Source organism: Erythrobacter ramosus (genome assembly GCF_009828055.1).
Classification (GTDB): domain Bacteria; phylum Pseudomonadota; class Alphaproteobacteria; order Sphingomonadales; family Sphingomonadaceae; genus Erythrobacter; species Erythrobacter ramosus.
This window is the reverse complement of sequence record NZ_WTYB01000002.1, coordinates 1,155,407-1,179,336: the sequence shown is the minus strand read 5'-3', so window position 1 is coordinate 1,179,336 and position 23,930 is coordinate 1,155,407. Positions and strand designations below refer to the sequence as shown.

Annotated in this window: 25 protein-coding genes; 14 read left to right on the top strand and 11 right to left on the bottom strand. The window is 64.7% G+C overall.

Going from position 1 to position 23,930, the window contains the following annotated elements; genetic code table 11:
• Positions 1–83 precede the first annotated feature (83 nt).
• Together GRI59_RS12305 and GRI59_RS12300 are read left to right on the top strand one after the other, a co-directional pair.
• Complete coding sequence (locus GRI59_RS12305; RefSeq protein ID WP_160761435.1) at positions 84–2,180, top strand: malate synthase G; 2,097 nt, start codon at positions 84–86, stop codon at positions 2,178–2,180.
• A gap of 9 nt (positions 2,181–2,189) precedes the next feature.
• The gene (locus GRI59_RS12300) at positions 2,190–2,681 is read left to right on the top strand and encodes a hypothetical protein (RefSeq protein ID WP_160761434.1); all 492 of its coding nucleotides are present in this window, start codon (positions 2,190–2,192) and stop codon (positions 2,679–2,681) included.
• 299 nt (positions 2,682–2,980) lie between these two features.
• Here GRI59_RS12300 and rsmA read toward each other — a convergent pair whose 3' ends face one another.
• The 4 genes from rsmA to GRI59_RS12280 all read right to left on the bottom strand — a co-directional run bounded on the left by rsmA (position 2,981) and on the right by GRI59_RS12280 (position 8,693).
• Positions 2,981–3,805 carry a 16S rRNA (adenine(1518)-N(6)/adenine(1519)-N(6))-dimethyltransferase RsmA gene (gene rsmA, locus GRI59_RS12295; RefSeq protein WP_160761433.1) on the bottom strand — a complete coding sequence of 275 codons (825 nt, stop codon included), beginning with the start codon at positions 3,803–3,805 and terminating at the stop codon, positions 2,981–2,983.
• Positions 3,798–4,814 (bottom strand): 4-hydroxythreonine-4-phosphate dehydrogenase PdxA, encoded by a 1,017-nt coding sequence (gene pdxA, locus GRI59_RS12290; protein ID WP_160761653.1) that lies wholly within the window; start codon positions 4,812–4,814, stop codon positions 3,798–3,800. Before pdxA ends, rsmA begins: the two co-directional genes overlap by 8 nt.
• 11 nt (positions 4,815–4,825) lie before the next feature.
• Positions 4,826–6,133: a peptidylprolyl isomerase gene (locus GRI59_RS12285; protein ID WP_160761652.1), complete on the bottom strand. Its 1,308-nt coding sequence runs from the start codon at positions 6,131–6,133 to the stop codon at positions 4,826–4,828.
• A 253-nt stretch (positions 6,134–6,386) separates the two neighbouring features.
• Entirely contained in the window at positions 6,387–8,693 is a 2,307-nt protein-coding gene (locus GRI59_RS12280; RefSeq protein WP_160761432.1) for an LPS-assembly protein LptD, read from the bottom strand.
• Between the two features lie 123 nt (positions 8,694–8,816).
• On the opposite strand from GRI59_RS12280, the gene GRI59_RS12275 reads away from it, so the two are divergent.
• From GRI59_RS12275 to GRI59_RS12260, 4 genes are all read left to right on the top strand, one after another.
• A complete protein-coding gene (locus GRI59_RS12275; RefSeq protein ID WP_160761431.1) occupies positions 8,817–10,277 on the top strand; it encodes a leucyl aminopeptidase in 1,461 nt (486 codons plus the stop codon).
• 24 nt (positions 10,278–10,301) lie between these two features.
• Entirely contained in the window at positions 10,302–10,442 is a 141-nt protein-coding gene (locus tag GRI59_RS12270) for a DUF2256 domain-containing protein (RefSeq protein ID WP_160761430.1), read from the top strand.
• Positions 10,439–10,873 (top strand): DNA polymerase III subunit chi, encoded by a 435-nt coding sequence (locus tag GRI59_RS12265; protein ID WP_160761429.1) that lies wholly within the window; start codon positions 10,439–10,441, stop codon positions 10,871–10,873. Before GRI59_RS12270 ends, GRI59_RS12265 begins: the two co-directional genes overlap by 4 nt.
• A gap of 79 nt (positions 10,874–10,952) precedes the next feature.
• A complete protein-coding gene (locus GRI59_RS12260; RefSeq protein ID WP_160761428.1) occupies positions 10,953–11,465 on the top strand; it encodes a hypothetical protein in 513 nt (170 codons plus the stop codon).
• Between the two features lie 5 nt (positions 11,466–11,470).
• Here the strand turns inward: GRI59_RS12260 and GRI59_RS12255 are convergent, their stop codons facing one another.
• Positions 11,471–12,109, bottom strand: a complete 639-nt coding sequence (locus GRI59_RS12255; protein ID WP_160761427.1) for a dioxygenase family protein — start codon at positions 12,107–12,109, stop codon at positions 11,471–11,473.
• A gap of 168 nt (positions 12,110–12,277) precedes the next feature.
• Here GRI59_RS12255 and ndk point away from each other — a divergent pair, with 168 nt between their 5' ends.
• Complete coding sequence (gene ndk, locus GRI59_RS12250) at positions 12,278–12,700, top strand: nucleoside-diphosphate kinase (protein WP_072673444.1); 423 nt, start codon at positions 12,278–12,280, stop codon at positions 12,698–12,700.
• A 65-nt stretch (positions 12,701–12,765) separates the two neighbouring features.
• Here the strand turns inward: ndk and GRI59_RS12245 are convergent, their stop codons facing one another.
• The 3 genes from GRI59_RS12245 to purM form a co-directional block, all read right to left on the bottom strand.
• Positions 12,766–13,971 carry a sulfotransferase family protein gene (locus GRI59_RS12245; RefSeq protein WP_237440784.1) on the bottom strand — a complete coding sequence of 402 codons (1,206 nt, stop codon included), beginning with the start codon at positions 13,969–13,971 and terminating at the stop codon, positions 12,766–12,768.
• The gene (gene purN / locus GRI59_RS12240) at positions 13,971–14,936 is read right to left on the bottom strand and encodes a phosphoribosylglycinamide formyltransferase (protein ID WP_160761426.1); all 966 of its coding nucleotides are present in this window, start codon (positions 14,934–14,936) and stop codon (positions 13,971–13,973) included. Before purN ends, GRI59_RS12245 begins: the two co-directional genes overlap by 1 nt.
• A 111-nt stretch (positions 14,937–15,047) precedes the next feature.
• Positions 15,048–16,169 (bottom strand): phosphoribosylformylglycinamidine cyclo-ligase, encoded by a 1,122-nt coding sequence (gene purM, locus GRI59_RS12235; RefSeq protein ID WP_160761425.1) that lies wholly within the window; start codon positions 16,167–16,169, stop codon positions 15,048–15,050.
• A 69-nt stretch (positions 16,170–16,238) separates the two neighbouring features.
• On the opposite strand from purM, the gene GRI59_RS12230 reads away from it, so the two are divergent.
• From GRI59_RS12230 to GRI59_RS12215, 4 genes are read left to right on the top strand one after another with little or no spacing between them, the layout of a single operon-like run.
• Positions 16,239–17,528: a heavy-metal-associated domain-containing protein gene (locus GRI59_RS12230; protein ID WP_160761424.1), complete on the top strand. Its 1,290-nt coding sequence runs from the start codon at positions 16,239–16,241 to the stop codon at positions 17,526–17,528.
• A 10-nt stretch (positions 17,529–17,538) separates the two neighbouring features.
• Complete coding sequence (locus GRI59_RS12225) at positions 17,539–18,192, top strand: HdaA/DnaA family protein (RefSeq protein WP_160761423.1); 654 nt, start codon at positions 17,539–17,541, stop codon at positions 18,190–18,192.
• Positions 18,193–18,239: 47 nt separating this feature from the next.
• Positions 18,240–18,971 (top strand): serine O-acetyltransferase EpsC, encoded by a 732-nt coding sequence (epsC, locus tag GRI59_RS12220; RefSeq protein WP_160761422.1) that lies wholly within the window; start codon positions 18,240–18,242, stop codon positions 18,969–18,971.
• A gap of 16 nt (positions 18,972–18,987) precedes the next feature.
• Positions 18,988–19,344, top strand: a complete 357-nt coding sequence (locus tag GRI59_RS12215; protein ID WP_160761650.1) for a DUF2794 domain-containing protein — start codon at positions 18,988–18,990, stop codon at positions 19,342–19,344.
• 64 nt (positions 19,345–19,408) lie between these two features.
• Here the strand turns inward: GRI59_RS12215 and GRI59_RS12210 are convergent, their stop codons facing one another.
• On the bottom strand, positions 19,409–20,338 hold the full coding sequence (locus GRI59_RS12210) for an SDR family NAD(P)-dependent oxidoreductase (RefSeq protein WP_160761421.1): 930 nt from the start codon (positions 20,336–20,338) through the stop codon (positions 19,409–19,411).
• 123 nt (positions 20,339–20,461) lie between these two features.
• On the bottom strand, positions 20,462–21,157 hold the full coding sequence (locus GRI59_RS12205; RefSeq protein ID WP_160761420.1) for an HAD-IA family hydrolase: 696 nt from the start codon (positions 21,155–21,157) through the stop codon (positions 20,462–20,464).
• 76 nt (positions 21,158–21,233) lie between these two features.
• Here GRI59_RS12205 and glmU point away from each other — a divergent pair, with 76 nt between their 5' ends.
• Genes glmU through GRI59_RS12190 form a run of 3 tightly spaced genes read left to right on the top strand, consistent with a single transcriptional unit; the run spans position 21,234 to position 23,527 of the window.
• Complete coding sequence (gene glmU, locus GRI59_RS12200) at positions 21,234–22,610, top strand: bifunctional UDP-N-acetylglucosamine diphosphorylase/glucosamine-1-phosphate N-acetyltransferase GlmU (RefSeq protein ID WP_160761419.1); 1,377 nt, start codon at positions 21,234–21,236, stop codon at positions 22,608–22,610.
• Entirely contained in the window at positions 22,607–22,873 is a 267-nt protein-coding gene (locus GRI59_RS12195; RefSeq protein WP_160761418.1) for an HNH endonuclease, read from the top strand. Before glmU ends, GRI59_RS12195 begins: the two co-directional genes overlap by 4 nt.
• 57 nt (positions 22,874–22,930) lie before the next feature.
• A complete protein-coding gene (locus GRI59_RS12190; protein ID WP_160761417.1) occupies positions 22,931–23,527 on the top strand; it encodes an SOUL family heme-binding protein in 597 nt (198 codons plus the stop codon).
• A 16-nt stretch (positions 23,528–23,543) separates the two neighbouring features.
• Here GRI59_RS12190 and GRI59_RS12185 read toward each other — a convergent pair whose 3' ends face one another.
• On the bottom strand, positions 23,544–23,789 hold the full coding sequence (locus tag GRI59_RS12185) for a DUF1153 domain-containing protein (protein WP_160761416.1): 246 nt from the start codon (positions 23,787–23,789) through the stop codon (positions 23,544–23,546).
• Positions 23,790–23,930: the final 141 nt, after the last annotated feature.

The following is a 23,930-nucleotide window of genomic DNA, read 5'->3' as shown; positions in this document are numbered from 1 at the left end:
GCAATCGCGCTGCCCCTGCGCCATAGGCCGCGCGTCCTCTCCTCCCCAGGATGTTTGCCAAGCCAACGCCCATGAGGACCCGCATGACTGACATGACCAACCGCGCCGGTATCGCGATAGATTCCCGGCTGGCGGATTTCCTTGAAACGCAGGTTCTGACGCCGCTGGGCCGCGATGTGGATGCATTCTGGCAAGGCTTTGCCGCGCTGCTTGCCGACTTCGCTCCGCGCAACGCGGCGCTGCTGGCCAAGCGCGAGGACTTGCAAGCGCAGATCGACGCTTGGCACGTTGAGCGTGCTGGAAAGCAACACGATCCAGCAGCTTACAAGGCGTTCCTCACAGATATCGGCTACCTCGTACCCGAGCCGAGTGACTTCCAGATCGGCACCCAGAACGTCGACCCCGAGATCGCCACCATGGCGGGGCCGCAGCTGGTGGTGCCGATCCTCAACGCCCGCTTCCTGCTCAATGCCGCGAATGCCCGCTGGGGGAGCCTGTATGATGCGCTCTACGGCACCGATGCCCTAGATGCCGAACCTGCCAAGCCCGGTGGCTATGACGAGACGCGCGGCGCGGCGGTGATCGCGCGTGGGCGGCAGTTCCTTGATTCGGCGTTCCCCTTGGCGAGGGGCAGCTGGGCCGATCTGGCGGGCCGCGATGGCATGACGCTCGCCGATGCGGCACAGTATATCGGCGAGACGGAGAAGGGCGTTCTTTTCAAGAACAATGGCTTGCATATCGAAGTTGTATTCGATTCGAGCACGCCTGTGGGTTCAACTGACAAGGCGGGTATCGCTGACATCATCGTCGAAGCCGCGCTCACCACGATTGCCGACTGCGAAGACTCAGTCGCCGCGGTCGATGCCGACGACAAGCTGGTCGCCTATACCAACTGGCTCGGCATCATCCGCGGCGATCTGTCGGAGAGCTTCGAAAAGGGCGGCAAGACGCTCACCCGCACGCTGGCAGGCGACAAAACCTACACCGCTCCCGATGGTACCACGCACACCCTCTCCGGCCGCAGCCTGATGTTCGTGCGCAATGTCGGTCATCTGATGACCAACCCGGCGATCCGCCTCGCCGATGGCAGCGAAATCCCCGAGGGCATCATGGACGCGGTGTTCACCTCGGCGATCAGCACGCTGGACGTGGAGGGACACGGCAAGTTCGGCAACTCGCGCTGCGGGTCGATCTACATCGTGAAGCCCAAGATGCACGGGCCAGAAGAATGCACCTTTACCAACGACCTGTTCGACGCTGTTGAAGATCTTTTGAAGCTGCCCCGCCACACGATCAAGGTCGGTGTGATGGACGAGGAGCGTCGCACTTCGGCCAACCTCGCGGCCTGTATCCATGCGGTGAAGGACCGGATCGTGTTCATCAACACCGGCTTCCTCGACCGCACCGGCGACGAAATCCACACCTCGATGCGCGCCGGGCCGATGCTGCGCAAAGGCGCGATGAAGGGTTCGGACTGGCTCAAGGCCTATGAGGCGCGCAACGTCGCCATCGGCCTCCGTCACGGCCTCTCGGGCAAGGCGCAGATCGGCAAGGGGATGTGGGCGGCGCCCGATCTGATGGGGCAGATGATGGTCGAGAAAATCGCCCACCTGCGCGCCGGGGCTAACACCGCATGGGTGCCATCGCCCACGGCGGCGACGTTGCACGCGCTGCATTATCATGCCGAGGACGTCTTTGCGGTGCAGAAGACGCTGCCCGAACCGATGGGCCTTGACGCGCTACTCAGCATTCCGCTGGCGGACGGCGTGAATTGGTCCGCCGAGGAAATCGCCGAGGAGCTCGACAATAATTGTCAGGGCCTGCTCGGCTATGTGGTGCGCTGGGTCGATCAGGGCGTGGGCTGCTCCAAGGTGCCCGACATCAACGACGTCGGCCTGATGGAGGACCGTGCGACGCTGCGCATCTCCTCGCAGCACATCGCCAACTGGCTGCTCCACGGTGTGGTCAGCGAGGCGCAGGTGATGGACAGCCTCGCCCGCATGGCCGCCAAGGTTGACGCGCAGAACGCGGGCGACCCGCTCTACGAGCCGCTCACCGGCAACGAAAGCGGCGCGGCGTTTAGCGCGGCGAAGGAGCTGATCTTCAAGGGAGTGGAACAGCCCAGCGGCTATACGGAGCCGCTGCTGCATGCTTGGCGGTTGCGGAAGAAGGCGGGGTAAATAGCTCTTATGAAAGCTAAGGCGGAAGCGGAACTAGTTGAATACCTTACGAACCATCTGGCCTACGAACGCGAGATGCTGGGTTTCACCTTTAAGATGCTGTTTCGGTCGGACGGCTTGAGATGGTGCGCGTTTTTCGAGTCGTTTGGTTTACATGCGCGTAACTTGTATGATTTCCTTCGTCACGAAGGCCAAAAGGGAAATACCATCCGTGCCGATGATTACTTGGCGGGCCGGAAGCGCTCGGCACCAAGTCGCGTGGATGGGCGATTGAATGCATCATTTTTCCACCTTTCCACTGATCGGTTGAAGAATGACCCAGTGAATCTCGATGACGCGATTCAGATTGCTCAGTGGATAGACGCAGAATGGAAGAAGTGGGCGGAGCAGCTAAGTAGCCCGTTTAGTGAGCTAGCAAAGGCAGCTCCTGTCTGCGCTCTGGAGGTGCCGAGCGGTTCCTCTACACCTACTGCGTCGTCAGATGTGAAGGTCATCACCTAGGCGTCAACTGGCCGGCTTGTTAAGTCAGCTGCCGCGCCGCCGCGAAAACTCCGCCACGCTGACCGCTTCGGCCCGCCGCCTTTCGTCGATTTCCCGCGCACCGGTCGGCTGCGGGCACGTCCGCGCTTTCCTACTCGCGCCAATCTCGGCAGGCTGCTCCGCATGACTTGCCGCGCTCCCTTGTGTCCTATCTCAGACGCACAGCTTGTGGGGGCAGTTTTTGGCTTCTGGACAGTGTCTCATGTGTCTCCAACAGGGCGTGGAGAGGGCGCGAATCAGAGGCAGCGCTCGGTGCGGTTTCAGGCGGTCAGCGTCTTCGCCACCGCGACGAACTCGGCCACGCTGACCGTCTCGGCCCGCCGGGTCTCGTCGATCCCCAGCGTCGCCAGCGCCTCGAGCGCGCCCGGCACGCCCTTGAGGCTCTGGCGCAGCATCTTGCGGCGTTGGCCGAAGGCGGCTTCGGTGAGGCGTTCGAGCATCCGGGCCGACACGCCCTCGGGCATGGCGGCGGGGGTCACGTGGACGACCGCGCTCATCACCTTGGGCGGCGGGGTGAAGGCGCTGCGGTGCACCTTCATTGCCAACCGCACCTCGGCCCGCCACTGCGCCAGCACGGCGAGGCGGCCATAGGCGTCGTCTCCGGCGTCCGCGACGATCCGGTCAGCGACTTCGCGCTGGAACATCAGGGTGAGCGACTGCCACAGCGGCGGCCAAGCCTCACCCGAAAGCCAGCGCACGAACAGCGCGGTGCCGACGTTGTAGGGCAGGTTCGAAAGCACATGAAATGGCGCGCCTTGCATCAGCGCGGCATGATCCAGCTTCAGGGCATCGCCCTCGATTACGGTCAGCTGGCCGGGGAAGGCCTCGCCGAGTTCCGCCAAGGCAGGCATGCAGCGGCGGTCCATCTCGATGGCGGTGACGCGTGCGCCCGACCTGAGCAGTGCACGGGTGAGGCCGCCGGGGCCGGGGCCGACTTCGAGCACCTGCTGGCCCGTGAGGTCTCCGGGCAGGGCGGCAATGCGGGCGAGCAGCTGCTCGTCGAGCAGGAAGTTCTGCCCCAGCGCCTTGGAAGCGGCGAGGTTATGCCGCTGGATGACCTCGCGGATGGGGGGAAGGTCAGGCACCGGTGCTTGCCCGGGCTATGGCCATCTCGCTCGCCATCACGATTGCCGCTGCCATCGCGCCGGGATCGGCCAAGCCTTGTCCGGCGATGTCGAACGCAGTGCCGTGGTCGGGCGAGGTGCGGATGAGCGGCAAGCCCAAGGTGACATTCACGCCTTCGTCAAACTCCAGCGCTTTCAGAGGGATAAGTGCTTGGTCGTGATACATGCACAAGGCCGCATCATAGCCCGCGCGTGCCCGCGGCGTGAACAGCGCGTCGCCCGGGACGGGGCCGAAAGCGTCGATCCCCTCGGCCTGCAAGGCGGCGATGGCAGGGGCGATGATCCGGGCTTCCTCATCCCCGAACTTGCCGCCTTCACCCGCGTGCGGGTTGAGTGCCGCAATCGCGAGGCGCGGGGCGGGAATCCGGAAATCGCGGCGCAATCCTGCGGCCACGATCCGCGCCTTGTGGGTGATCAACTCGGCCGAGATCAGCCCCGGCACCTCGGCCAGGGAGACATGCACGGTCAGCGGCACAGTGCGCAGCGAAGGCCCCGCGAGCATCATCACCGCATCGCGATAGGGCCGCCCGCAGGCGTCGGCGAGGAATTCGGTCTGTCCCGGGTAATCCCACCCGACCGCAGCCAACTCGCCCTTGGAAACCGGCGCGGTCACCAGTCCGGTGGCCACCCCCGAAAGCGCGAATTTCGTGCCCCATTGCAGCGAAGCAAGCGCCAACCGGGCACCATCTGCTGCGGGATGACCGGGCGATGATGGGCCATCTAGCCCGGCAAGAACCGGCAACCCCGCTCCGGCAGCGAACATCGCTTCGGCCGGGTCGGCAATCGGTACGATCGGGCAGTCGATTCCGAGCCGTTCGGCCAGCGCGCGCAGCAATTGCGGCCCGCCGACCACGAAGGAGGGAGGCGCGCGGCGTTCAGACCGCAATCGCGCCCATGCGCCAAGGATGACTTCCGGCCCAATCCCGGCCGGATCGCCGAGGCTGATCGCAAGCGGCGCGGTCAGAGACAGGGCGGGCGGTGTCAATTGTATTCGATGTAAGCGTCGTTACGCAGATCGCGCAAGAAGCGCTGGGCGCGCTTGTTGACGCGTTCTTCTTCCAGCTGGTCCATCACTGCGGCAAAGGTCGGGGCACCGGCATCCTTGGGATCGTCGCGGCCGCACAGCATGAACACCCGCACGCCTTCTTGGATATTGCCGAACGGCGGGGTGGTCTGCCCGATCTGGAGGTTGAGGATGATGTCGCGCAGCTGCGGCGGGAGCACCTCGGCCTTGATCTGGTCGTTGGTCACCACTTCAGCGCCGATCTTGGCCGCGCCCGCTTCGACATCGGCGCAGCCGCGCAGGCTATCGGCGAAGTTGCCGAATTCCGAGACTTTCGCTTCGGCCTGGGCCTGGGTGACGCCGGCCGGGAACATGATCGAGATCTGCTTCAGGTTCAGCACCGCCTCATTCGGGTCGGCCATCAGCACCTGACGCTTGTTGATCAGATACAGGATCGAAAAGCCGCCCGGAATTTCGATCGGCCCCTGCAACTGCCCGGCGCTCATGGTGCGGGCAGCCGCGGCAAGCTGCGGGGGGAGCTGACCCAGCCGCACCCAGCCCAGATCGCCGCCGACCACTGCGGTGGTCGCTTCGGAATATTGGCGCGCATAGGCGACAAAACTGCCGCCCTGCTGCAATTGCTGGACGATCTGCTGAGCATTGGCGAGCACTGCCGCGCGGTTTTCGCTGGTGGCCGAGAGGAAGATTTCGCCCAGCCGGTATTCGTCGGTGCCTTTGGCCTCGTTCATCCGCTTGAGCGAATCATTGACCTCTTCGGCCGAGACATTGACGAACGGCATGATGTTGCGGCGCAGGAGGTTTTCCCAAGCTGCTTCGCCTTCGATCTGGCGCTTGAGGGAGGCGGGCGAGGAACCGATCGAGACCAGGTATTCGTCCATCTTCTTCGGATCGCTGCCGAAGTTCTGGGCGGCGAGCTGCTGGTAGGTCTGTTCGACCTCTTCGCGCTTCACTTCCATTTCGGCGGCAGCAGCGGCCTGGATCTTGAGCGTTTCGTCGATGAGGTTGCGCAGCACCTGCACCCGCAGACGCAGCATTTCCTCTTCGGAAATTGCGGCATCCGATGCCGCCGTCACCAGCGCCACGCGCATGTCGATGTCGGTGCCAGTGATGACAAAGCCATTGACGATCGCGGTCGCCGTGCGGCGGTCAGGGTCAGCCTTGCCGAACAGCGTGATGTCTTCGGGCAGGCCGAAGGGATTGTCCGCGGTCGGCACGGCGACGGTCTGGGCCGGAGCCGCAACCGGCGTCAGCGCAAGGCCGATCATCCCGGCCACCGCAAGAGCGGTCCCGGTTCTGGCAAACAGCGCCTTGGAAAACAGCTTTACACTCACTCGTTCGTTCCCGTTCTTTTAGCCTGACGTGTGGCCAACCAATTCGCGCGACCCCTGACGCAATGTGCCGCCAATGTTCTGTGCCGGCTTAATGGAAGCTGAGTCCCGCCCGATCCCCCAGAGCGTGGTCAGCTTGCTTTAGGCGGCTTCCTTAACGCCATTTGCCAAGCCTGCCAATTCGCGCAGATTAACGGAACCCCAGATTGCGAATGGCAAAGAACAGCTGGAACGCATTGCCGCGCCGCGCATCGCCTGCATCGATGAAGTCGCGCCGCCAGGTGGCGCCGAATTCGATACAATCGTCGGAATAGGCCACGCCGAGCCGGGTGCGGATCGGCTCGAACCCGTCGGGCTGGAACACCGGATCTTCGTCCGCGTCGGTGAGGTTGAACACGCCCGAGCCGAACACCGACCATTTGCGGCCGATCGCAATCCGGGCTGCAGCGCGCAGTTCCTCGCGGTCACGCAGATCCTCGACCGTGGCGATGTCGCGGTTCAGCCGCAGGTAGCCAACTTCCAGATAGGTCCGGCGGGAGCCGACGGTTGCGTCGATTTCGTTGCGGCGGATCGCGAAGTTGTCCTTGTCGAGCCGGAAGCGGTGGGTGAAGCTTACCAGATTGCGAAACCGGACTTCGGTGCGACCCACGAAATCGGATACCCGTTCGGACAGGCCAGTGCCTTCGGGGAAGATATCGTCACGCGGCGCCTCCAGCCGGAAGGACTGGCCGATGGTCGAGCGCACCCTCCAGCCGGGGCGCTGTAATTCCCAGTCGACGCCCCAGGTGACACGGCTGCCATCCTCGACCCGGTCATATCCGGGGAAGCGGTTGAGCGCGAACAGGTTGGAATCTTCAAGGTCGATTGCGCGCGCATCTTCATTGGGGACGTCGAGATTGCGGATCTTGGGGCTGGCGACGATTTGCACGCGCGGCTTGAACACCTGCGTGCCGCCGAACGCTTCGCCCACGAACGGCCATTCGATGTCGATCGCTGCCGTGGCGATGCCGCGCGTCGTCCAGCCTTCGGTGCCGCGGTAGCTGGCGGTGGTGGTCGCGATGCTATTGTTGGTGTTGTAAACATCGCCGCGCACCAGCGCGGTAAGGGTGACGACCTGCCCCAGGCCGGTCAGCCGCTTCAGATCCCACTGCGCCCCGGCAAAGGCGCGCTGGGTGTCCTGCCCGTCATTGCGCAGCAGCGCGAGGCTGTTCGCCTGAAACTGCACATTGCCGCCCAGCACCGGGTCAGCGAGCTTCTGGCGGAAATCGATCGCGGGCAGCGCAAGCGGGACCTGCCCCTGATCGGCGTTCAGCCGCAGCGTCTGGGTCGCCCAGCCGGCCACCGAGAGATAGGAGCGGTCCGTGATCCGTTCGAGATTGACGGTCGAGCGCAGCCGGTCATCGCGGCTGATATCGTAGCGGCGCAGGAAGGTGCGGTCTGATGCCAAGCGGATCGAGGAGGTGAAGCTCCAGTCGGGCGAGAACTGGAACCGGCCATTGGCGTCAAGGTAGCCACGCGGATCGCTCTGGAAGCTGTCCGCCCCGGTGAAATCGGTCAGGCGGTCACTGAAGGTGCCGTAGCCGGTGACCTGGTAGGCGCCCTTGTCAGTGATGTGCCGCCACTCCGCGCTCGCCATCGGGGCCACGTTGGAGAAGACATAGGCGCCCAGCGTCAGATCGCGGTTGTCGCCGAAGCGCCAGTAATACTCGCCGGACAGTTCGAGCCCGTTGACCTGCGTGATCCGTACATCGGGAACCAGAAAGCCGGATGTACCCTTGCCATCCGTGCGAAATCCGAGACCCGGAAGAGGCAGGATGCGCGCGCCGAACAGTTCGAGCACCGCACCCGAAAAGCTGACGACACTGGTCTTCTGGTTGTAAATCACCCGCTTGGCCGTGATCCGCCAGCTGGGGTCGGCAGCGCAGCCTTCGGCATCGACCACCGGACAGGCGCTGTAGGCGGCGTCGGTCAGCACTGCGACGCCGTCCTCCCCGCGTTCTGCCGATCGCGCCGCGAGCCGGCCACCTGCGCGCAGGGCGATGAGGAGTTCGCTCATCGCGCCGGTATCGAATTCTTCGGTCAGTTCGACCTGGTCGGTGAACAGCTGGTTGCCCGCCTCGTCCACCAGCCGGATATTGCCGCTGGCGATGATCCGGCCCGAATTGCGGTCCCAGATCACTTCATCGGCGCGGACCGAGCGGTCTTCGGAGCGCAGGATCACATTGCCGCGTGCGGTGACGGTTTCCGTTTCGTTGTTGTAGCTCAGCTCGCGGGCTTCGAAATCGATCTTGCGAGGCGCTTGGGCCTCGGCGGGTTCCGATGTGGCGGGTTGCGGAGTTTCGGTTTGAGCAACACCGCCTGCATCCTGCGCGGCGAGCGGAGTGGCTGTCCCTAGAAGCGCCAGCACCAACGCCCAAAGCGGCGCGCCGGCCCGTCCCGGAACGCGCTGGGCATGGCACGCGCCGTCCCGCGATCCGTCTGACAAGCCTCCCGACATGGCCTTGCCTATTGCACCGCTCGGGCCTAATCGCAATCGCGTTTGCGCCCCCCGGCGCGCGGCTCGTCGCACGTGCTGGACACCATGACCGCATGCCCGACCTCATGCTTCTTCGGAGTACCCATGCAAATCCATCTCACCGCCACCCCTCCCGCCGATACTCGCCTGCACGCGCAGATCATCAATCAGGGGGCGGCGATCACAGGCCTTGATGCGACATTCGTTGAAGGCGCGGCGGCTTCGCGCTTTACGGGCAGGGCAGGGCAATTGTTCGAAGGCTTTGCGAACCTCGGCGGTTCGGTCAAGCGGATCGCGCTGGCCGGCGCAGGGGAAGCCGATGCCGCTGACCGCCGCGCGAACCTCGAACGGGCAGGCGCCGCGTTGACCGCGAAATATCTCGCTTCGGGTGAGACGGTGATGGTGGTCGATCTCGCCAATGCCGGGCTCTCGGCCGATGACGCGGCGGCCGTTTTGCTCGGCTTGCGCCTGCGCGGCTGGCGGCATGACAAATACCGCACGCGCCTTGCTGCGGATAAGCGCCCCTCGCTGACCACGGTGCACGTCACCGGCGCGCCCGAGGGCACGGTAGCCGCTTGGGAGCGGGAATCCGCCCTCGCCAAGGGGGTGGAGTTCACCCGCGGCCTGGTGACGGAACCGGCCAACATCATCTACCCCGAAACCTTCGTTGCCGCGTGCGAGGAAGCCTTTGCCGGCACCGGCGCGGAACTCACCGTGCTGGGCGAAGCGGAGATGACCGCGCTCGGCATGGGCGCGCTGATCGGCGTCGGGCAGGGGTCCGAACGCGAATCGAAGATTCTCGCGATCCGCTGGAACGGCGGCACGGCGGGCGACAAGCCGACCGTGTTCGTCGGCAAGGGCGTCACCTTCGACACCGGCGGCATCTCGCTGAAGCCGCCGCCGGGCATGGAAGACATGAAGTGGGACATGGGCGGTGCAGGCGCAGTTGTCGGCGCGATGCTGGCGCTCGTCAGCCGTAAGGCCAAGGCGAACGTGATCGGCGTCGTGGGCCTCGTCGAGAACATGCCCGACGGCAAGGCGCAGCGCCCCGGCGATGTCGTCACCACGATGAGCGGTCAGACCGTCGAAGTGCTCAACACCGATGCGGAAGGCCGGCTGGTGCTGTGCGATGTGCTGCATTGGGTGCAGGAGCAGTATGACGCGGCGCGGATCGTCGATCTGGCCACGCTGACCGGCGCTATGATCATCAGCCTCGGCAATGAATATGGCGGGATGTTCGCCAATGATGACACGCTCGCGGCGCAGCTCTCAGCGGCAGGCCTGACCAGCGGCGACAAGCTGTGGCGGATGCCGCTCGGGCCGAATTACGACAAGCTGATCGATTCGCCGATCGCCGACATCAAGAACGTCGGCCCGCGTGAGGCCGGCTCGATCACCGCCGCGCAGTTCATCCAGCGCTTCATCAAGAATGGCACCCCTTGGGCGCACCTCGATATCGCGGGCATGGTCTGGTCGAACAAGCCGGGCCAGACGTGGGAGAAGGGCGCGACCGGTTACGGCGTGCGCCTGCTGGACCAGTTCGTGCGGAATGTGGCGGAAGGCTAACGGGGAGACTTCACCATCCCCAAAATGCGCAAAAAGTCCGAGTTGCCCTCCAAGACCTGCCTCGCCTGCGGGCTGCCTTTCACGTGGCGCAAGAAGTGGGAGCGGGATTGGGACAATGTGAAGTATTGTTCCGATCGGTGCAGGCGCTCTGGGCCAGGCACATGAAGCTCGATTTCTGGCAATACACCCATGACCCCCTCGAAAAGGTCGTCGCCCTGATCGCCAAGCGCGCGCTGGGTGAGGGCGAGCGGGTGCTGGTCGTCTCCGCCGATGCCGAACAGCGCGAGGTGATCGCCCGGACACTGTGGCAGGCCGGGCCGGAGACCTTTCTTGCCAATGGCGAAGCGGATGCGCCGGGCGCTGAGCTTCAACCGATTCTGCTATCCGCCGACATCGCCGCCAGCAACGGGGCGAGCCACCTGATCCTGGCTGATGGCACTTTCCGCGAAAGCAGCGGCTTTGCCCGCGTGTTCCTGCTCTTCCCGCCCGACGCTGCCCCCGCCGCCCGCCTCGCTTGGCGCGCGCATGACGGGCGCGAGGATGTCACCCGCGCCTATTTCGCGCAGGAAGACGGGCGCTGGGTGAAGAAGGGCTAAGCACCCGATCCGAAGGGCTTGCGTCACGACAGGCGATAGGTGATGCTACCTCCCGTCATCGTGTGATTGGGGAAAGCATATGCGCAAGGCGGCACTGGTGTTGGCGGGGGGTGTGGCATTGATGCTCAGCGCCTGTGGTTCGGAAACCTCGGGCGAATTCACCACGGCAGACGGTGAGAACGCCGAATACACCATCGACAAGGACACCGGCGAAACCAGCATGACGATCAAGGGCGAGGACGGCGAGGCCACCTTGCGATCGGGCGCGGATGTGCCGGTCAACCTGCCGGCTGGCTTTACCCTGTTTCCGGGTTCCAAGGTCATCACCAACACTGTCGTGAACCAGCCGGACGGACAGGGCACGATGGTCGCGTTCGAGGCCGACGCGCCCGCCGACAAAGTCGTCGCCCACTACCGTGATGCGGCCAAGGCGGCCGGGTTCGACATCCAGCTGGAAATGACTACCAACGGCACAGTGATGATCGGCGGTGAGCGCAAGGCGGATGAGTCGTCGATCACGGTCACCGCCACCACCGGCGATGACAGCGCGACCACCGGGCAGATCATCATTGGCACCAAGAAGGCCGGTTGACCTCCTCAGCCCTCGGCCAGCACAATGTCCCAGCGATAGCGGTCAGCCGCTGCCTGCGCTGCCATTGCGGTGACGGCATCTTCGCCAAGCTCGTTATAAAGCGCGTCCTTGCTGTTGGTGGCGTGATCCTCGCTGAAATACATCTGCGTGATCAGCCGGTGCTGGCGGCCCTTGATGTCGAAATGGATATGCGGCGTGCGGTGGCCGATCGGGCTGTCATAGCCTGAGGGCTTGATCGTGGTGATCCGCCATTCGCCGCTCGGCCCCGTCATCAGCCGGGCATAGCCCTGAAAATTGGGATCGAGCGGGGCGGTCGCAATGTCGCCCGGATGGGCATAGCGTCCTGCCGCGTTGCACTGCCAGATTTCCAGCTCCGAACCGCTGACCGGATTGCCCTTACGGTCGAGAACGCGACCGGTCACCTCAATCACCCGGCCAAGCGCACGGCCGCTATTGCCCTTGATCATGGTCATGTCGAAATCATCGTCGCCCGGCCGCAGGATCGGATAGAACGGCCCGATCGGACCGCCTGCGGTTTGCGCGGGCGCAGCGGCGCGGGCGATGCCCCCGGTTGCGACCAAACCGGTCGCGATGAGCGCGGCTCCGGCAAAGTGGCGGCGTGAAAGCGTATGATTGTGATCCATGATGTCCCCCCGGAGCGCCCTGCAACCGCAATACCACGCCGTCGCCATTAACGAAACCGCCCAGCACAGAGCCCCGCGCGCGCTGACGCTTGCCATTTTGCAGCGCAGCATCTACGGGGCGCGGCCAATATCCCCCTCACCAGACCAGACGTTCACAGGAGCATTATCATGGCGGTTACCCGCACCTTTTCGATCATCAAGCCCGACGCCACCCGTCGCAACCTGACCGGCGCCGTCACCAAGATGCTGGAAGACGCTGGCCTGCGCGTCGTCGCTTCGAAGCGCATCCACATGACCCGCGAACAGGCCGAAGGCTTCTACGGCGTGCACCGTGAGCGTCCGTTCTTCGGCGAACTCGTCGACTTCATGATGAGCGAGCCGGTGGTCGTGCAGGTGCTCGAAGGCGAAGACGCCGTGACCCGCAACCGCGACATCATGGGCGCGACCAACCCGGCTGACGCTGCGCCGGGCACGATCCGCAAAGAACTGGCGCTCTCGATTGGCGAAAACACCGTCCACGGTTCGGATTCGGAAGAAAACGCCGCGATCGAAATCGCCTTCTTCTTCAACGAAGACGAAATCGTCGGCTGATCTGACGGTCAGACGCATTGCCAAGGGCCGTCTCCGCAAGGGGGCGGCCCTTTTGCATTGGGTCGTCAGCCCGCCTCTGCAAAGCGGGCGAGTTGCGCGGCGTGAGCGTGATGGTGGCCGCTTTCGCTTGCCGCCATCACGTTGTGCATCCCCAGCAGCGCAGGCCCGGACAGCGTGATACCGAGATCGGCATAGCAGCGCGCAATCGCGCCCTCCCAGTCGGCGTTGAGGTCTTCGAAGGTCAGCCGCGCGACCGGCCCCTGCCAGTCTGCCAGAGCCTCCGCCATACGCGCCTCGCGCAAGGCGATTTTGTGGCGCCAGCGTGCTTCGATCTTGGCGAGGTCACAGCTATCCGACTGGATCGCCATCTGGTTCGCCGCGAGCGAGATAGCGCTGCGCAGCACCGCATCATGCGCGCGGTGGGCGATCACCAGGCGCGCATCGGGGAACAGCGACAGCAGCGTTGTCAGATCTTCCGCAAAGGCGGGGACTTTGAGCACGCGCGGCTTGTCGGCAACGCTGCGGATAGCGGCATCGGTGCGCAGGATGCGGGCAAACTCGCGGTAGATCGGCGCGGGGTCACGCGCCTCGCTCCACGCCGAATAGGCCGGGATATGCCACTGCGATTCGTAGATCGAATGGTGGAGCGCGGCGCTGAGCCAGGCCAGCTCTTCCTCGACCCCACTCGCCGCCATAGGGTGGATCGATTGCATCCACGGATTGAGCGCGCCGAGCATCGCCAGCTCCAGCGCGGCCTTGACCCGGTTCATGCCGAGCCGCGCGGGCACGGGGTGATAGGCATCGCAATAGCGTGTGTGCGAAAACGCCGGATCGGCGGCGAGCAGCGTGTGGATGCGGGTTGTGCCGCTGCGCATATGGCCGATAACGATCATGGGCGGGGCGAGAGGTGTTTCCAGCAGTTCGGGCCGTTCCAGCCAAAACGCGCCGAATGCCAGCCGGTTTTTTACGACCCGCGAAAGCTGCCCCCAGGCCATGGCTCGGCCCAGCGCGTTGAGATCGGCCTCTTGCGCTGCGGCGGCGATCAGCCGCGTAAGGCGCTCACGGAAATCGGCGACGTCTTCGTCCGAGCGCCCGCCATGCTCCACAGCCTCGGCGCGCGTGCCATAGGGCTTGGCGGCGAGCGCCCACAGCGCGTCTGGGTCAAGCGCAGGCGGAGGCAACCAGCCGCGCTGCCACGCCTTGCCAAGAAAGGCGTTGGCGCGGGTCGCTAGCGGGCCTCGGGCCAGCAGGTGGTCGCGGGTGGGCGCCATCAGAATTCGTCCGCGATGTCCAACATCCGCGTCAGCCGCTTGGGTGCGACGCTGCGCCAGCTGCGCTGGAGCCACGCTTCGACATCGCCCCAGTCGAGATCGGGGCGATCAAGGATGATCCCGACCCAGCCGCTCGCGCCGTAGAAGGCGGGCTTGAAATAGGTCTCGGGCTGATCTTCGACGAGGGCGTTGAGCTCGTCCATCCCGCTGGTTTTCACCAGCAGGGCGATGCGTTCGTGGCCATGAGGGCGGTCGGAGAAATAGGCGAAATACTTGCCCGATTTGCCTTCACCGACACGGAAGCCGGCCGAACCGAAGCTCTCCTGCTCGCTGGTTTCGGGGAGCGCCAGTGCGCGCTCGCGCAGCCGCTCCAACAGCCATGCCGGGTTGCGCCAGCGCGACACGTATTCTGCCACCGCGCGCGGATAGAGCTGGTGTTCGGCGAGCTTTACCCGTTCGGCGAGGCTGTGCGGCGTGTCACCCGTTACTATCGGTACCCGCACCTGCGCCAGCACTTCGCCTGCGTCCAGTTCAGGCGTCACCAAGTGGACGCTGGTTCCGCCGTGGCTGTCTCCCGCCGCAATGGCGCGGGCATGGGTGTCGAGCCCCTTGTACAGCGGCAGCAGCGAGGGGTGGATGTTGAGCATCCGGCCTTGCCAGCGTTCCACAAAATCGTCCGAGAGGATGCGCATGTAACCGGCCAGCACGATGTAGTCCGCGCCCGCTTGCCGCACGGCGTCTTCCATCGCAGCGTCATGCGCCTCGCGGGTCATGCCTTTGTGAGGGTGGGCGAATGTGGCGATCCCCTCAGCTGCGGCGAGCGCGAGCCCGGGGGCTTGCGCGTCATTGCTCGCGACCAGCACCACCTCATAGGGGCAGTCGCCAATCCGGCTGGCGTAGACCAGCGCGGCCATATTGGTCCCCGCGCCGGAGATGAGGACGGCGATTTTGGCCTTATCCGTCATGCTGAACTCGGTTCTGCAAGCAGAGCTGCGCTTCCAGCATCCATTCCTCCCCCAGCGCCGACTGTACTTTGCGGCACGATGGACCCTGAAACAAGTTCAGGGTGACGACAATCAAGCAAGGTGCGTCGCGCTCCAGTCGCTCTTGGCGGACCAAGTTTCGACCGAACCACGCACTGTGCACCCCTTCTCGCCTGCTTCTATGCGTCCGACCGGGAAGACGGTCTCGCCCGCCTCTTCGAGCCGCTGGGTCACTTCAGCCACCCGATCTTCCGCCACGGCGAGCGCCATGCCGACCCCGCAGTTGAAGGTGCGCGCCATTTCCTCGGGCTCGATATGGCCCTGCGCTTGCAGGAAGGCCATTAGGCGCGGCTGGGGCCACAGGTCGGCATCTACCACCGCATGGGCGCCTTCGGGCAAGATGCGCGGAATGTTTTCGAGAAGGCCACCGCCCGTGATGTGGGCGAGCGCGTTGATGTGGCCTTCGCGGATCAGCGGCAGCAGGCTCGCCACGTAAATCCGCGTCGGCGCGATCAGGGCGTCGATCAGCAGTTGCTCCTGATCGAACAGGGCGGGGCGATTAAGCTTCCACCCCTTGTCCGCCGCCAAGCGCCTGACCAGTGAATAGCCGTTGGAGTGCACACCTGACGAAGCGAGGCCCAGCAGCACATCGCCCGGAGCAACTTTGTCGCCGGTGAGCTGCTCGCCGCGCTCCACCGCGCCGACGCAGAAGCCGGCAAGGTCATAATCGCCCGCCGCATACATCCCCGGCATCTCCGCCGTCTCCCCGCCGATTAGCGCGCAGCCGGCGATCTTGCAGCCGTCAGCGATGCCCGCGATCACGCGTTCCGCGACGCCGTTCTCCAGCTTGCCGGTGGCGAAATAGTCGAGGAAGAACAGAGGCTCGGCGCCCTGCACGATCAGATCGTTGACGCACATGGCAACCAGATCAATGCCGACCGTGTCATGCCGGTCATGCTCGATGGCGAGCTTCAGCTTGGTGCCCACGCCATCATTGGCTGCGACCAGCAGCGGATCATTATATCCGGCGGCCTTGGGATCGAAGAACCCGCCGAACCCGCCAAGCTCGCTCGTCGCGCCGGGGCGCGCGGTGGCCTTCGCCAAAGGGGCAATGGCCTTCACCAGCGCATTGCCCGCAGCGATGGATACGCCGGCGTCGGCATAGGTGTAGCCGGTGCCTTGCGGCGGGCTGCTCTCGTTTGTCCCCGAAGTCATGCGCAGTCCCATAGCCTTTCGCGCTTGGAATTCCACTCGCCATTGGGCAAAGGACATGGCGTTTTCCCCATGAGCGCGTCTCTCTCCCTTCCCAGCCCCGGTGCTGCCCTGTCTCGCCCCTTGCGGCGATGGCTTGGCGGTGCGGTTTTGGCGCTTGCGCTGCTGGGCGGCGGCTATGCCTTGGTGGCGCAAGTCGCGGGCGAGCGCGGCATCGCACCCACCGCCGCCAGCGCCGATATCGAGGTCAAGGGCATCAGCGTCGATGTGAAGGGCAAAAGCGCCGAAGATGCCCGTGCGAATGGCTGGCGCGAGGCGCAGAAGAGGGCGTGGGAGAAGCTGAAGGGCCCCAAATTGTCTGACAGCCAGCTCGACGGCTTGGTCTCGGCCATTGTGATCGAGCAGGAGCGTTTGGGCCCCCGGCGTTATATCGCCACATTGGGCGTAGTCTTCGATCGCCAGCGCGCGGCCTCCTACCTCGGCGGAGCAGCGCAGCAGGTGCGATCGGCCCCGCTGCTGCTGATCCCCGTGCAGGATTCGGGCGGCGCCTATATCACCTTCGAACAACGCAACCCATGGCAGCGCGCTTGGGCGGAGTTCAATCCGGGCGCGAGCCGGATCGATTACGTCCGCCTTTCGGGGGCGGGGGGCGATTCGCTGCTGGTCAATTTCGGTCAGGCGGGCAGGCGCAGCCGCGCGTGGTGGCGCTCGACTCTGGATCAGTATGGGGCGACCGATGTGCTAATGGCCTTCGCCCGGCTCGATCATCAATTCCCCGGTGGGCCGGTCAGCGGCACCTTCACCGCGCGTTATGGCCCAGATAGCCGCCCGATCGAAACCTTTACGCTCAAGGCCGACAGCGCCGATGCGCTCCCGGCGATGCTAGCGCAGGCGGTCGAGCGGATGGACGGCATTTTCACCGCAGCGCTCAATTCCGGCAAGCTGCGTCCCGATCCTAGCCTGAGGCTGGGGGCCGGGGGCGAGATTGATCCCGCGATTCAGCGGTTGATCGAGATCGGGCGCGCCGCTCAGGCACGCAAGGCAGCAGCAGCGGCAGCGGCCAGCGGCGCGGTGCCGCGGATCGAAGCTCAGATCGTCACCGGGGTCGAACCGGGCGAGGCTGCGGTGCGCAACATCTCAGTGCAATTCGCCACCCCCGATGCCGCCGCGTTCGATTCGGCGCTTGGCGCAGTGCGCGGCACCGGCGGCGTGCGCGGCGTGGGCGTCACCAGCACGGCGATTGGCGGCACCTCGGTGATGTCCGTAAGCTATGCCGGATCGCTGGAAGACCTCGCCGCCGCTCTGGAAGCGCGTGGGTTCAGCGTGCGGCGCGGGGCCAACGCGCTCGCCATCAGCCGCTAAGGCCGCCGGAATGGGCGAGCCGTCCCAGATTGCCCTGCCGCTGGCGGCGCGTGTGCCTGCAGGCGCGCTGCGGATCGTGGTCGGTTCGGCCAATGCTGCGGTGATCGAGGCGTTGCAGGCACCGACTAGCTGGCCGTTCCATGTCGCCGTGCTGGTCGGCCCGCCGCGTTCCGGCAAGACGGTGCTGGGCCACTGGGCGCAGAGCCTCCACGGTGCGGGCCAGCTTGACGTGATCGACGATGCGGAAACCCTGGACGAGACCGCGTTATTCCACCGCTGGAACGCCGTGCAGCAGGGCGGATCGCGCGAGGGCGGCGCGCTGCTGATGATCGCCAATGCCGATCCTGATCACGGCGGCTGGCGCATCGCTTTGCCTGATCTCGCCTCTCGCATCGGCGGGTCGTTGCAGCTCGAAGTCCGTGCGCCGGATGACGAAATGGCGGGAGAGCTTATCCTCGCCCATGCTCAGCAGCGCGGGCTCATTCTGGCGGAAGGGGCGAGCGACTATCTGGTGCCGCGCACGACTCGCAGCTTTGCCGCGATCGAGGCGTTGGTGGCGGCAATCGACCGGATCTCTCTTGAACGTCAGACGCCTGCCACCATGTCTGTGTGGCGCGCCGCGCTCGAGGCCCTTCACGGCCCCGAACAGCAGCGTCTGTTCTAGGCCCTGCGAGTTGCATCGCGCAGGCTTTGGTGGGAATGTGACGGGCGATGTTTGAACGGCTGATCAGCTATCTCGACTCGGTGCGGGCGCGCGATCCTGCGCCGCGTTCGCGTTGGGAAATCCTGCTTTATCCCGGCGTGCTGGCGCTGGGGCTGCACCGCGTGGCGCATTGGCTGTTCGAGGCGCGGCTGTATTTCCTCGCGCGGTTCGTGAACCATTTTTCGCGGGCGCTGACCGCTATCGACATCCATCCGGGTGCGACCATCGGCAAGAACTTCTTCATCGACCACGGCTTCACCGTGATCGGCGAGACGGCGCAGATCGGCGATAATGTCACGATCTACCAATGCGTCACGTTGGGCGGATCGAATCCAACCAATGGCAAAGGCGGCAAGCGTCACCCGACCTTGATGGACAATGTCATCATTGGTTCGGGCGCGCAGATCATCGGGCCGATCGTCGTGGGCGAGCGCGCGCGGGTCGGTGCCAATGCGGTCGTGACTGAGGATGTGCCTGCCGGTGCGACCATGATCGGCTTGAAGGCCCGCTCGACGCTGGTGCCGGCCGAGGACTGGCTGCGCGAATTCATCCCCTATGGCACGCCCTGCGATGATCCGCCGTGCGACGAACAGGGCAGCCCGCGCCGCGACTGCATCGAGAAGCTTGAGGCCGAGATTACGTCGATGCGCGAGGAAATGGCGCTGATGAAGGCAATGCTGGCCGAATGCGCTGCGCCGCCTACGCCGGTGCGCATCCGCAAGAGCGCGGCCAAGGAATAGCCGGTTGACCTCAGGAATGCAGAGCCCCGGTGGTCACGGTCAGGTGGTCCCCTTTCCCGGAAGGGGCGCAGATCAGGTTGGGTTTGAACGGGCCGAACTCACGCGAATCCTCGATCTATACGGGCGGATGGTCGCGGCCGGCCAATGGCGCGATTATGCGATGGATTTCGATGCTCATGCGGCGACCTTCGCCGCGTTTCGCCGCACGGCCGAGCGGCCTCAGGCGCGGCTGGAGAAGCGCCCGGCCCTGCGTTCCAAGCAGGGGATGTGGACGCTGTTCGGCGAACACGGACAGGTGCTGAAACGCGGGCATGATCTTGCCAATGTGCTCGCACCGATGGAGCGCAAGCTGCTGAAGGCGGTTGAGGACTGAACCACAAACAGCAAAGGCCCGCCCCCTCGCAGGGACGGGCCTTTTGTTCTCGGTTTAACCGCCCTTACCCCCGCGCGCTGGCGGGGCCGGTGCCGGTGACCTTCTGCATCGCGCGCAGGATGTTACCCGACTGCTCGGAGCCCGATTGCGGGGCGATGAGGTTGGTGAAGGCGTTGATCTCTTCCCAGCGGGCAGCGAAGCCTTCCACGGTGCGGTCTTCGTCCTTCAGCCACACGGCGTCGTTCATCACAGTCCACGAGGAGTGGAAGCCGCCAGCGCCCGCGCCGACGATAGCGTTGCTGGGCGCGTCTTCGCTGACGAGGAACAGCGCGGCCGGGACCACGTTTTCCGGTGCAAACAGCTTGAAGGCTTCTTCGGGGAACAGGTCTTCGGTCATGCGGGTGCCCGCGACCGGCGACAGGGTGTTGCAGCGCACGTTATACTTCGCGCCTTCCAGCGCCAGCGTCTTGGTCAGACCCGCAAGGCCGAGCTTGGCTGCGCCGTAGTTCGCCTGGCCGAAGTTGCCGAACAGGCCGGTCGACGAGGCGGTCATGAGGATGCGGCCATAGCCCTGTTCGCGGAAGGTTTCCCAGCACGCCTTGGTGGCGAAGGCCGAGCCGGTGAGGTGAACCTTGACCACGAATTCGAAGTCCGCAGGCTCCATCTTGGCGAAGGTCTTGTCGCGCAGCACGCCCGCGTTGTTGATCAGCACATGGACGCCGCCCCACTTCTGCTTGGCGTCGGCGACCATCTTTTCCATCTGTTCGAATTCGGTGACTGAACCGCCATTGGCGACCGCTTCGCCGCCCATCGCCTCGATTTCGGCGACGACCTGCGCTGCTGCATCCGAAGTGCCGGTGCCGTCACGCGAACCACCGAGGTCGTTGACGACAACCTTCGCGCCGCGACGGGCGAGTTCGAGCGCGTAGGCCTTGCCAAGCCCGCCGCCCGCACCGGTGACGATGGCGACCTTGTCCTTGAAGCTGATGGTCATGTGGGTTCTCCTGTCCAAACATGCGGCGCGGTTTACGCCTGCGTAAAGCAAAATGCGGGCGCTGCGTGGCACTTTCGCGCCCGGCTTGCAACATCCGAACTGACAGGGTGCGATGCCGTAAGGTCAGGCCGCGGTGTTGAAGGCTCCGAGGGCGGGAATCAGCTCTGCAAACGAATCGATCACCGCATCTGCGCCGAGTTCATGCGGAGGCTTGTCGCAATAACCATAGGCCGCCGCGACGACCGGTACGCCTGCGGATTTGGCGGCGCGCACGTCATAGGTGGAATCGCCGATGAAGACGAAGCGGCCGCCTCCGAGCGCCTCGCGTGCGGCGAGGACGGGGGCAGGGTGGGGCTTGGCGAGGAACTGGCCGTCCGGGCCTTTCCCCATGGAATCGCCGCCGATCACCGTCTCGAACGTGCCGATCAGATCGAGCTGGGTGAGCACGTTGCGCGCGAAGGCTTCGAACTTGTTGGTGACCACCGCCATCCGCACGCCCTGCGCGGCCAAGTCCGCCAGAGCCTCGCGCACGCCGGGGTAGGGGGCGGTGTGGACGGCATTGTTCTGTTCGTAGAAGCCGAGCATCGCTTTGTAGAGCCGCTTGAACTCGTCCTCGGCCACGCCGCCCTGCGCCTCGATCGCGCGGGCGAGCATGATCTTGGCCCCTCCGCCGATCAGGTCTTTCGAGGTTTCGACCGAGACTTCGGCAAAGCCCCCCAACACCAGCGCGTGGTTCACCGCCGCGCCGAGATCGCGGAACGTATCGAGCAGGGTGCCATCAAGGTCGAAGCCGATGGCGTCAAAAGGGATCGTCGTCATGATGCGCGCGGTGGCGGATGGTTCTTCAAACCGCAAGCAATTGCTGGCAGGCGCGGGTTTGCTTAAAGGGGCTTTCATGACCACGACGACGCATCATCCTTTCGCCGCCATCATCCTTGCTGCGGGCAAGGGCACTCGCATGAAGAGCGATCTGCACAAGGTTCTGCACCCGATTGCCGGCAAGCCGATGATTGCGCATTTGCTCGACAGCTTTGCCACCCTGTCGCTGGCGCGCACGGTGGTGGTTGCAGGAGACCGTCGCGAGCAGCTTGAAGCGGGTTTGAAAGGGCGCGGTGTGACTATCGCCTTGCAGGAGCCGCAGCTTGGCACCGCCCATGCCGCGCTGATGGCGCGCGAGGCGCTGGCGGATTTCGACGGCGATGTGCTGGTGTGCTTCGGCGATTGTCCGATGGTCCGGGCCGAAACAGTGCGGTCGATGATCGATCGGCTCCACGCGGATGATAGCCCCGCGACCGTGGTGCTTGGCTTCGAACCGGAAGATCCGCTCCATTATGGCCGGGTGATCGCGGATGACGCGGGGACCATCATCAAGATGGTCGAATACAAGGATGCCGACGAAGGCGAGCGCGCCACGCGGCTGTGCAATTCTGGGCTGGTTGCCGCACGTGCCGCCGATCTGTTCGCACTGCTGGCGCGGGTCGGCAACGACAATGCGCAGGGCGAGTATTACCTCCCCGACATCGTCAATATCGCCATCGCCGACGGTCGCCCCTGCGCGGTGATCGTGGCCGAGACGGCGGATGAGGTTGCGGGCATCAACTCCCGCGCCGAACTCGCTGCGGCCGAGGCCCGCTGGCAGGCCACCCGCCGGATCAAGGCGATGGACGACGGCGCCACGCTGATCGCTCCCGAAACGGTGTTCTTCGCCCACGATACGGTGGTGGGCCGCGATGTGACAATCGAGCCCAACGTGTTCTTCGGCCCAGGCGTGGAGATCGCCAATAACGTGCTGATCCGCGCCAAAAGCCACATCGAAGGCGCGAAGCTGGCGAGCGGCGTGAAGGTCGGCCCCTTTGCGCGTCTGCGCCCCGGCACGGTGCTGGGCGAGAACAGCTTCATCGGCAATTTCGTCGAAGTGAAGAACGCCGTGTTGGGCGAGGGCGCCAAGGCGAGCCACCTCACCTATCTGGGCGACGCCACCATCGGTGCTGGCGCGAATATCGGCGCTGGCACCATCACCTGCAATTATGATGGCTACTTCAAATACAAGACCGTGATCGGGCCAGGCGCCTTCATCGGTTCGAACTCGTCCCTCATCGCGCCTGTGACCATCGGCGCTGATGCGATTGTCGCGGCAGGATCGGCGGTCAGCCGCGATGTCGCGCCGGGCGAACTCAGGATGGTTCGCGCCGAGCAGTTGGTGAAGGACGGTTGGGCCGACCGCTTCCACGATGCGATGAAGAAGAAAAAGGCGGCGGAGAAGAAGGGGTGAGCGACCACCCCAATTGCTGGCTCTGCGCCCGCCCGCTCGGCGACATCGTCCAGTGGCATCATCCGGTGCCCAAGGCGAAGAAGGGCAAGGTAAAAGTGCCGATCCACCCGATCTGCCACAAGACGATCCACGCCAACTTCACCAACAACGAACTCGCCCGCATCGGCGACAAGGCCAGCGTGATCCGCGACAATCCCGCTATTGCGAAGTTCGTCGCCTGGATCGCCAACAAGCCCGCCGATTTCGACGCGCCGACGCGGTAGGGGTGGAACTTTCGGCTGGCCTGCCCACTTGTGGTGCATGTCATCAGGAGAAACGCCATGAACGCCGGACGCTGGATCGCTGCCGGGATCGGCCTAGCCGCTGTGGGAGCTGCCGCCGTGTATGCCCAATACCGTCAGACCGAACAGCCCGACTTTGCGCTGGTCAGCGCAGACGAGGATTTCGAACTACGCGATTACCCCTCACTTGTCGTCGCTGAAGTCAGCCACTCGGGCAGCCGTGAACGCGCCAGCGGTGCGAGCTTCCGGCGCCTCGCCGCCTACATCTTTGCGCAGGATCGCCCAGCGGGCGGCGAGAAAATCGCGATGACCGCGCCGGTGCTTCAGGACGAGACCCAGCCGGGCGAATGGCGGATGCGGTTTGTCATGCCGTCGAAATACACTCTCGAGACCTTGCCGTCTGCGCCGGCCGATATTGCGCTCACCCAGGTGCCCGCGCGGCGGATGGCGGCGATCCGGTTTTCGGGCAATGGCGGAGGCCGTGATCTCGCTCTGATGGAGGCACGTCTGCGGGACTGGATGATGGCGCAAGGCCTGATGCCTGCTGGCGAGGCCGAGTTTGCCTTCTACGATGCGCCGATGGTGCCGGGGCCGCTACGCCGCAACGAGGTGTTAATCCCCGTCGCGACGAAGTGACCCGCGGCGCGGGGCGTCACGCGTCCTGCATCCGGCCCGTACCAGCGGGCGCATCGGCGAGATAATCGGCTTCCCATTGTTCGAACTCGCTGCGGCTCAGCAGATAGCGTTCGCGTGCTTCGTGGAAGCTGATCGCCTTCTCGTGCACCGCGCGGACAACCTCGTCCTTGCGCGCCTTTGACCAGTGGACCCGGTGCGTCTTGGGCAGAGCGTTGTAGCTCTTGATCGCATCGGCGATCGAAATCTCTCTGGGGTAGGCCATCAATTTGCTCCTCATCGCTTGTGCTCATCGCCCCCGATGGCCGCAATGTTGACAGGAAGACCTAACCAGACCTTTCGAAACAGGGTTAATTTTGCGTTGAGGAAGCGTCCCGTTCCCTAGGTGCGACGAACCGAGGAAAAA

Bases quoted from the DNA above. Each gene is read 5' to 3' on its own strand.
- GRI59_RS12305 (WP_160761435.1), top strand. From the start codon at position 84: ATGACTGACATGACCAACCGCGCCGGTATCGCGATAGATTCCCGGCTG.
- GRI59_RS12300 (WP_160761434.1), top strand. From the start codon at position 2,190: ATGAAAGCTAAGGCGGAAGCGGAACTAGTTGAATACCTTACGAACCAT.
- GRI59_RS12285 (WP_160761652.1), bottom strand. From the start codon at position 6,133: ATGATCGGCCTTGCGCTGACGCCGGTTGCGGCTCCGGCCCAGACCGTC.
- GRI59_RS12280 (WP_160761432.1), bottom strand. From the start codon at position 8,693: ATGTCGGGAGGCTTGTCAGACGGATCGCGGGACGGCGCGTGCCATGCC.
- GRI59_RS12275 (WP_160761431.1), top strand. From the start codon at position 8,817: ATGCAAATCCATCTCACCGCCACCCCTCCCGCCGATACTCGCCTGCAC.
- GRI59_RS12270 (WP_160761430.1), top strand. From the start codon at position 10,302: ATGCGCAAAAAGTCCGAGTTGCCCTCCAAGACCTGCCTCGCCTGCGGG.
- GRI59_RS12265 (WP_160761429.1), top strand. From the start codon at position 10,439: ATGAAGCTCGATTTCTGGCAATACACCCATGACCCCCTCGAAAAGGTC.
- GRI59_RS12260 (WP_160761428.1), top strand. From the start codon at position 10,953: ATGCGCAAGGCGGCACTGGTGTTGGCGGGGGGTGTGGCATTGATGCTC.
- GRI59_RS12255 (WP_160761427.1), bottom strand. From the start codon at position 12,109: ATGGATCACAATCATACGCTTTCACGCCGCCACTTTGCCGGAGCCGCG.
- ndk (WP_072673444.1), top strand. From the start codon at position 12,278: ATGGCGGTTACCCGCACCTTTTCGATCATCAAGCCCGACGCCACCCGT.
- GRI59_RS12245 (WP_237440784.1), bottom strand. From the start codon at position 13,971: ATGGCGCCCACCCGCGACCACCTGCTGGCCCGAGGCCCGCTAGCGACC.
- purN (WP_160761426.1), bottom strand. From the start codon at position 14,936: ATGACGGATAAGGCCAAAATCGCCGTCCTCATCTCCGGCGCGGGGACC.
- purM (WP_160761425.1), bottom strand. From the start codon at position 16,169: ATGACTTCGGGGACAAACGAGAGCAGCCCGCCGCAAGGCACCGGCTAC.
- GRI59_RS12230 (WP_160761424.1), top strand. From the start codon at position 16,239: ATGAGCGCGTCTCTCTCCCTTCCCAGCCCCGGTGCTGCCCTGTCTCGC.
- GRI59_RS12225 (WP_160761423.1), top strand. From the start codon at position 17,539: ATGGGCGAGCCGTCCCAGATTGCCCTGCCGCTGGCGGCGCGTGTGCCT.
- epsC (WP_160761422.1), top strand. From the start codon at position 18,240: ATGTTTGAACGGCTGATCAGCTATCTCGACTCGGTGCGGGCGCGCGAT.
- GRI59_RS12215 (WP_160761650.1), top strand. From the start codon at position 18,988: ATGCAGAGCCCCGGTGGTCACGGTCAGGTGGTCCCCTTTCCCGGAAGG.
- GRI59_RS12210 (WP_160761421.1), bottom strand. From the start codon at position 20,338: ATGACCATCAGCTTCAAGGACAAGGTCGCCATCGTCACCGGTGCGGGC.
- GRI59_RS12205 (WP_160761420.1), bottom strand. From the start codon at position 21,157: ATGACGACGATCCCTTTTGACGCCATCGGCTTCGACCTTGATGGCACC.
- glmU (WP_160761419.1), top strand. From the start codon at position 21,234: ATGACCACGACGACGCATCATCCTTTCGCCGCCATCATCCTTGCTGCG.
- GRI59_RS12190 (WP_160761417.1), top strand. From the start codon at position 22,931: ATGAACGCCGGACGCTGGATCGCTGCCGGGATCGGCCTAGCCGCTGTG.
- GRI59_RS12185 (WP_160761416.1), bottom strand. From the start codon at position 23,789: ATGGCCTACCCCAGAGAGATTTCGATCGCCGATGCGATCAAGAGCTAC.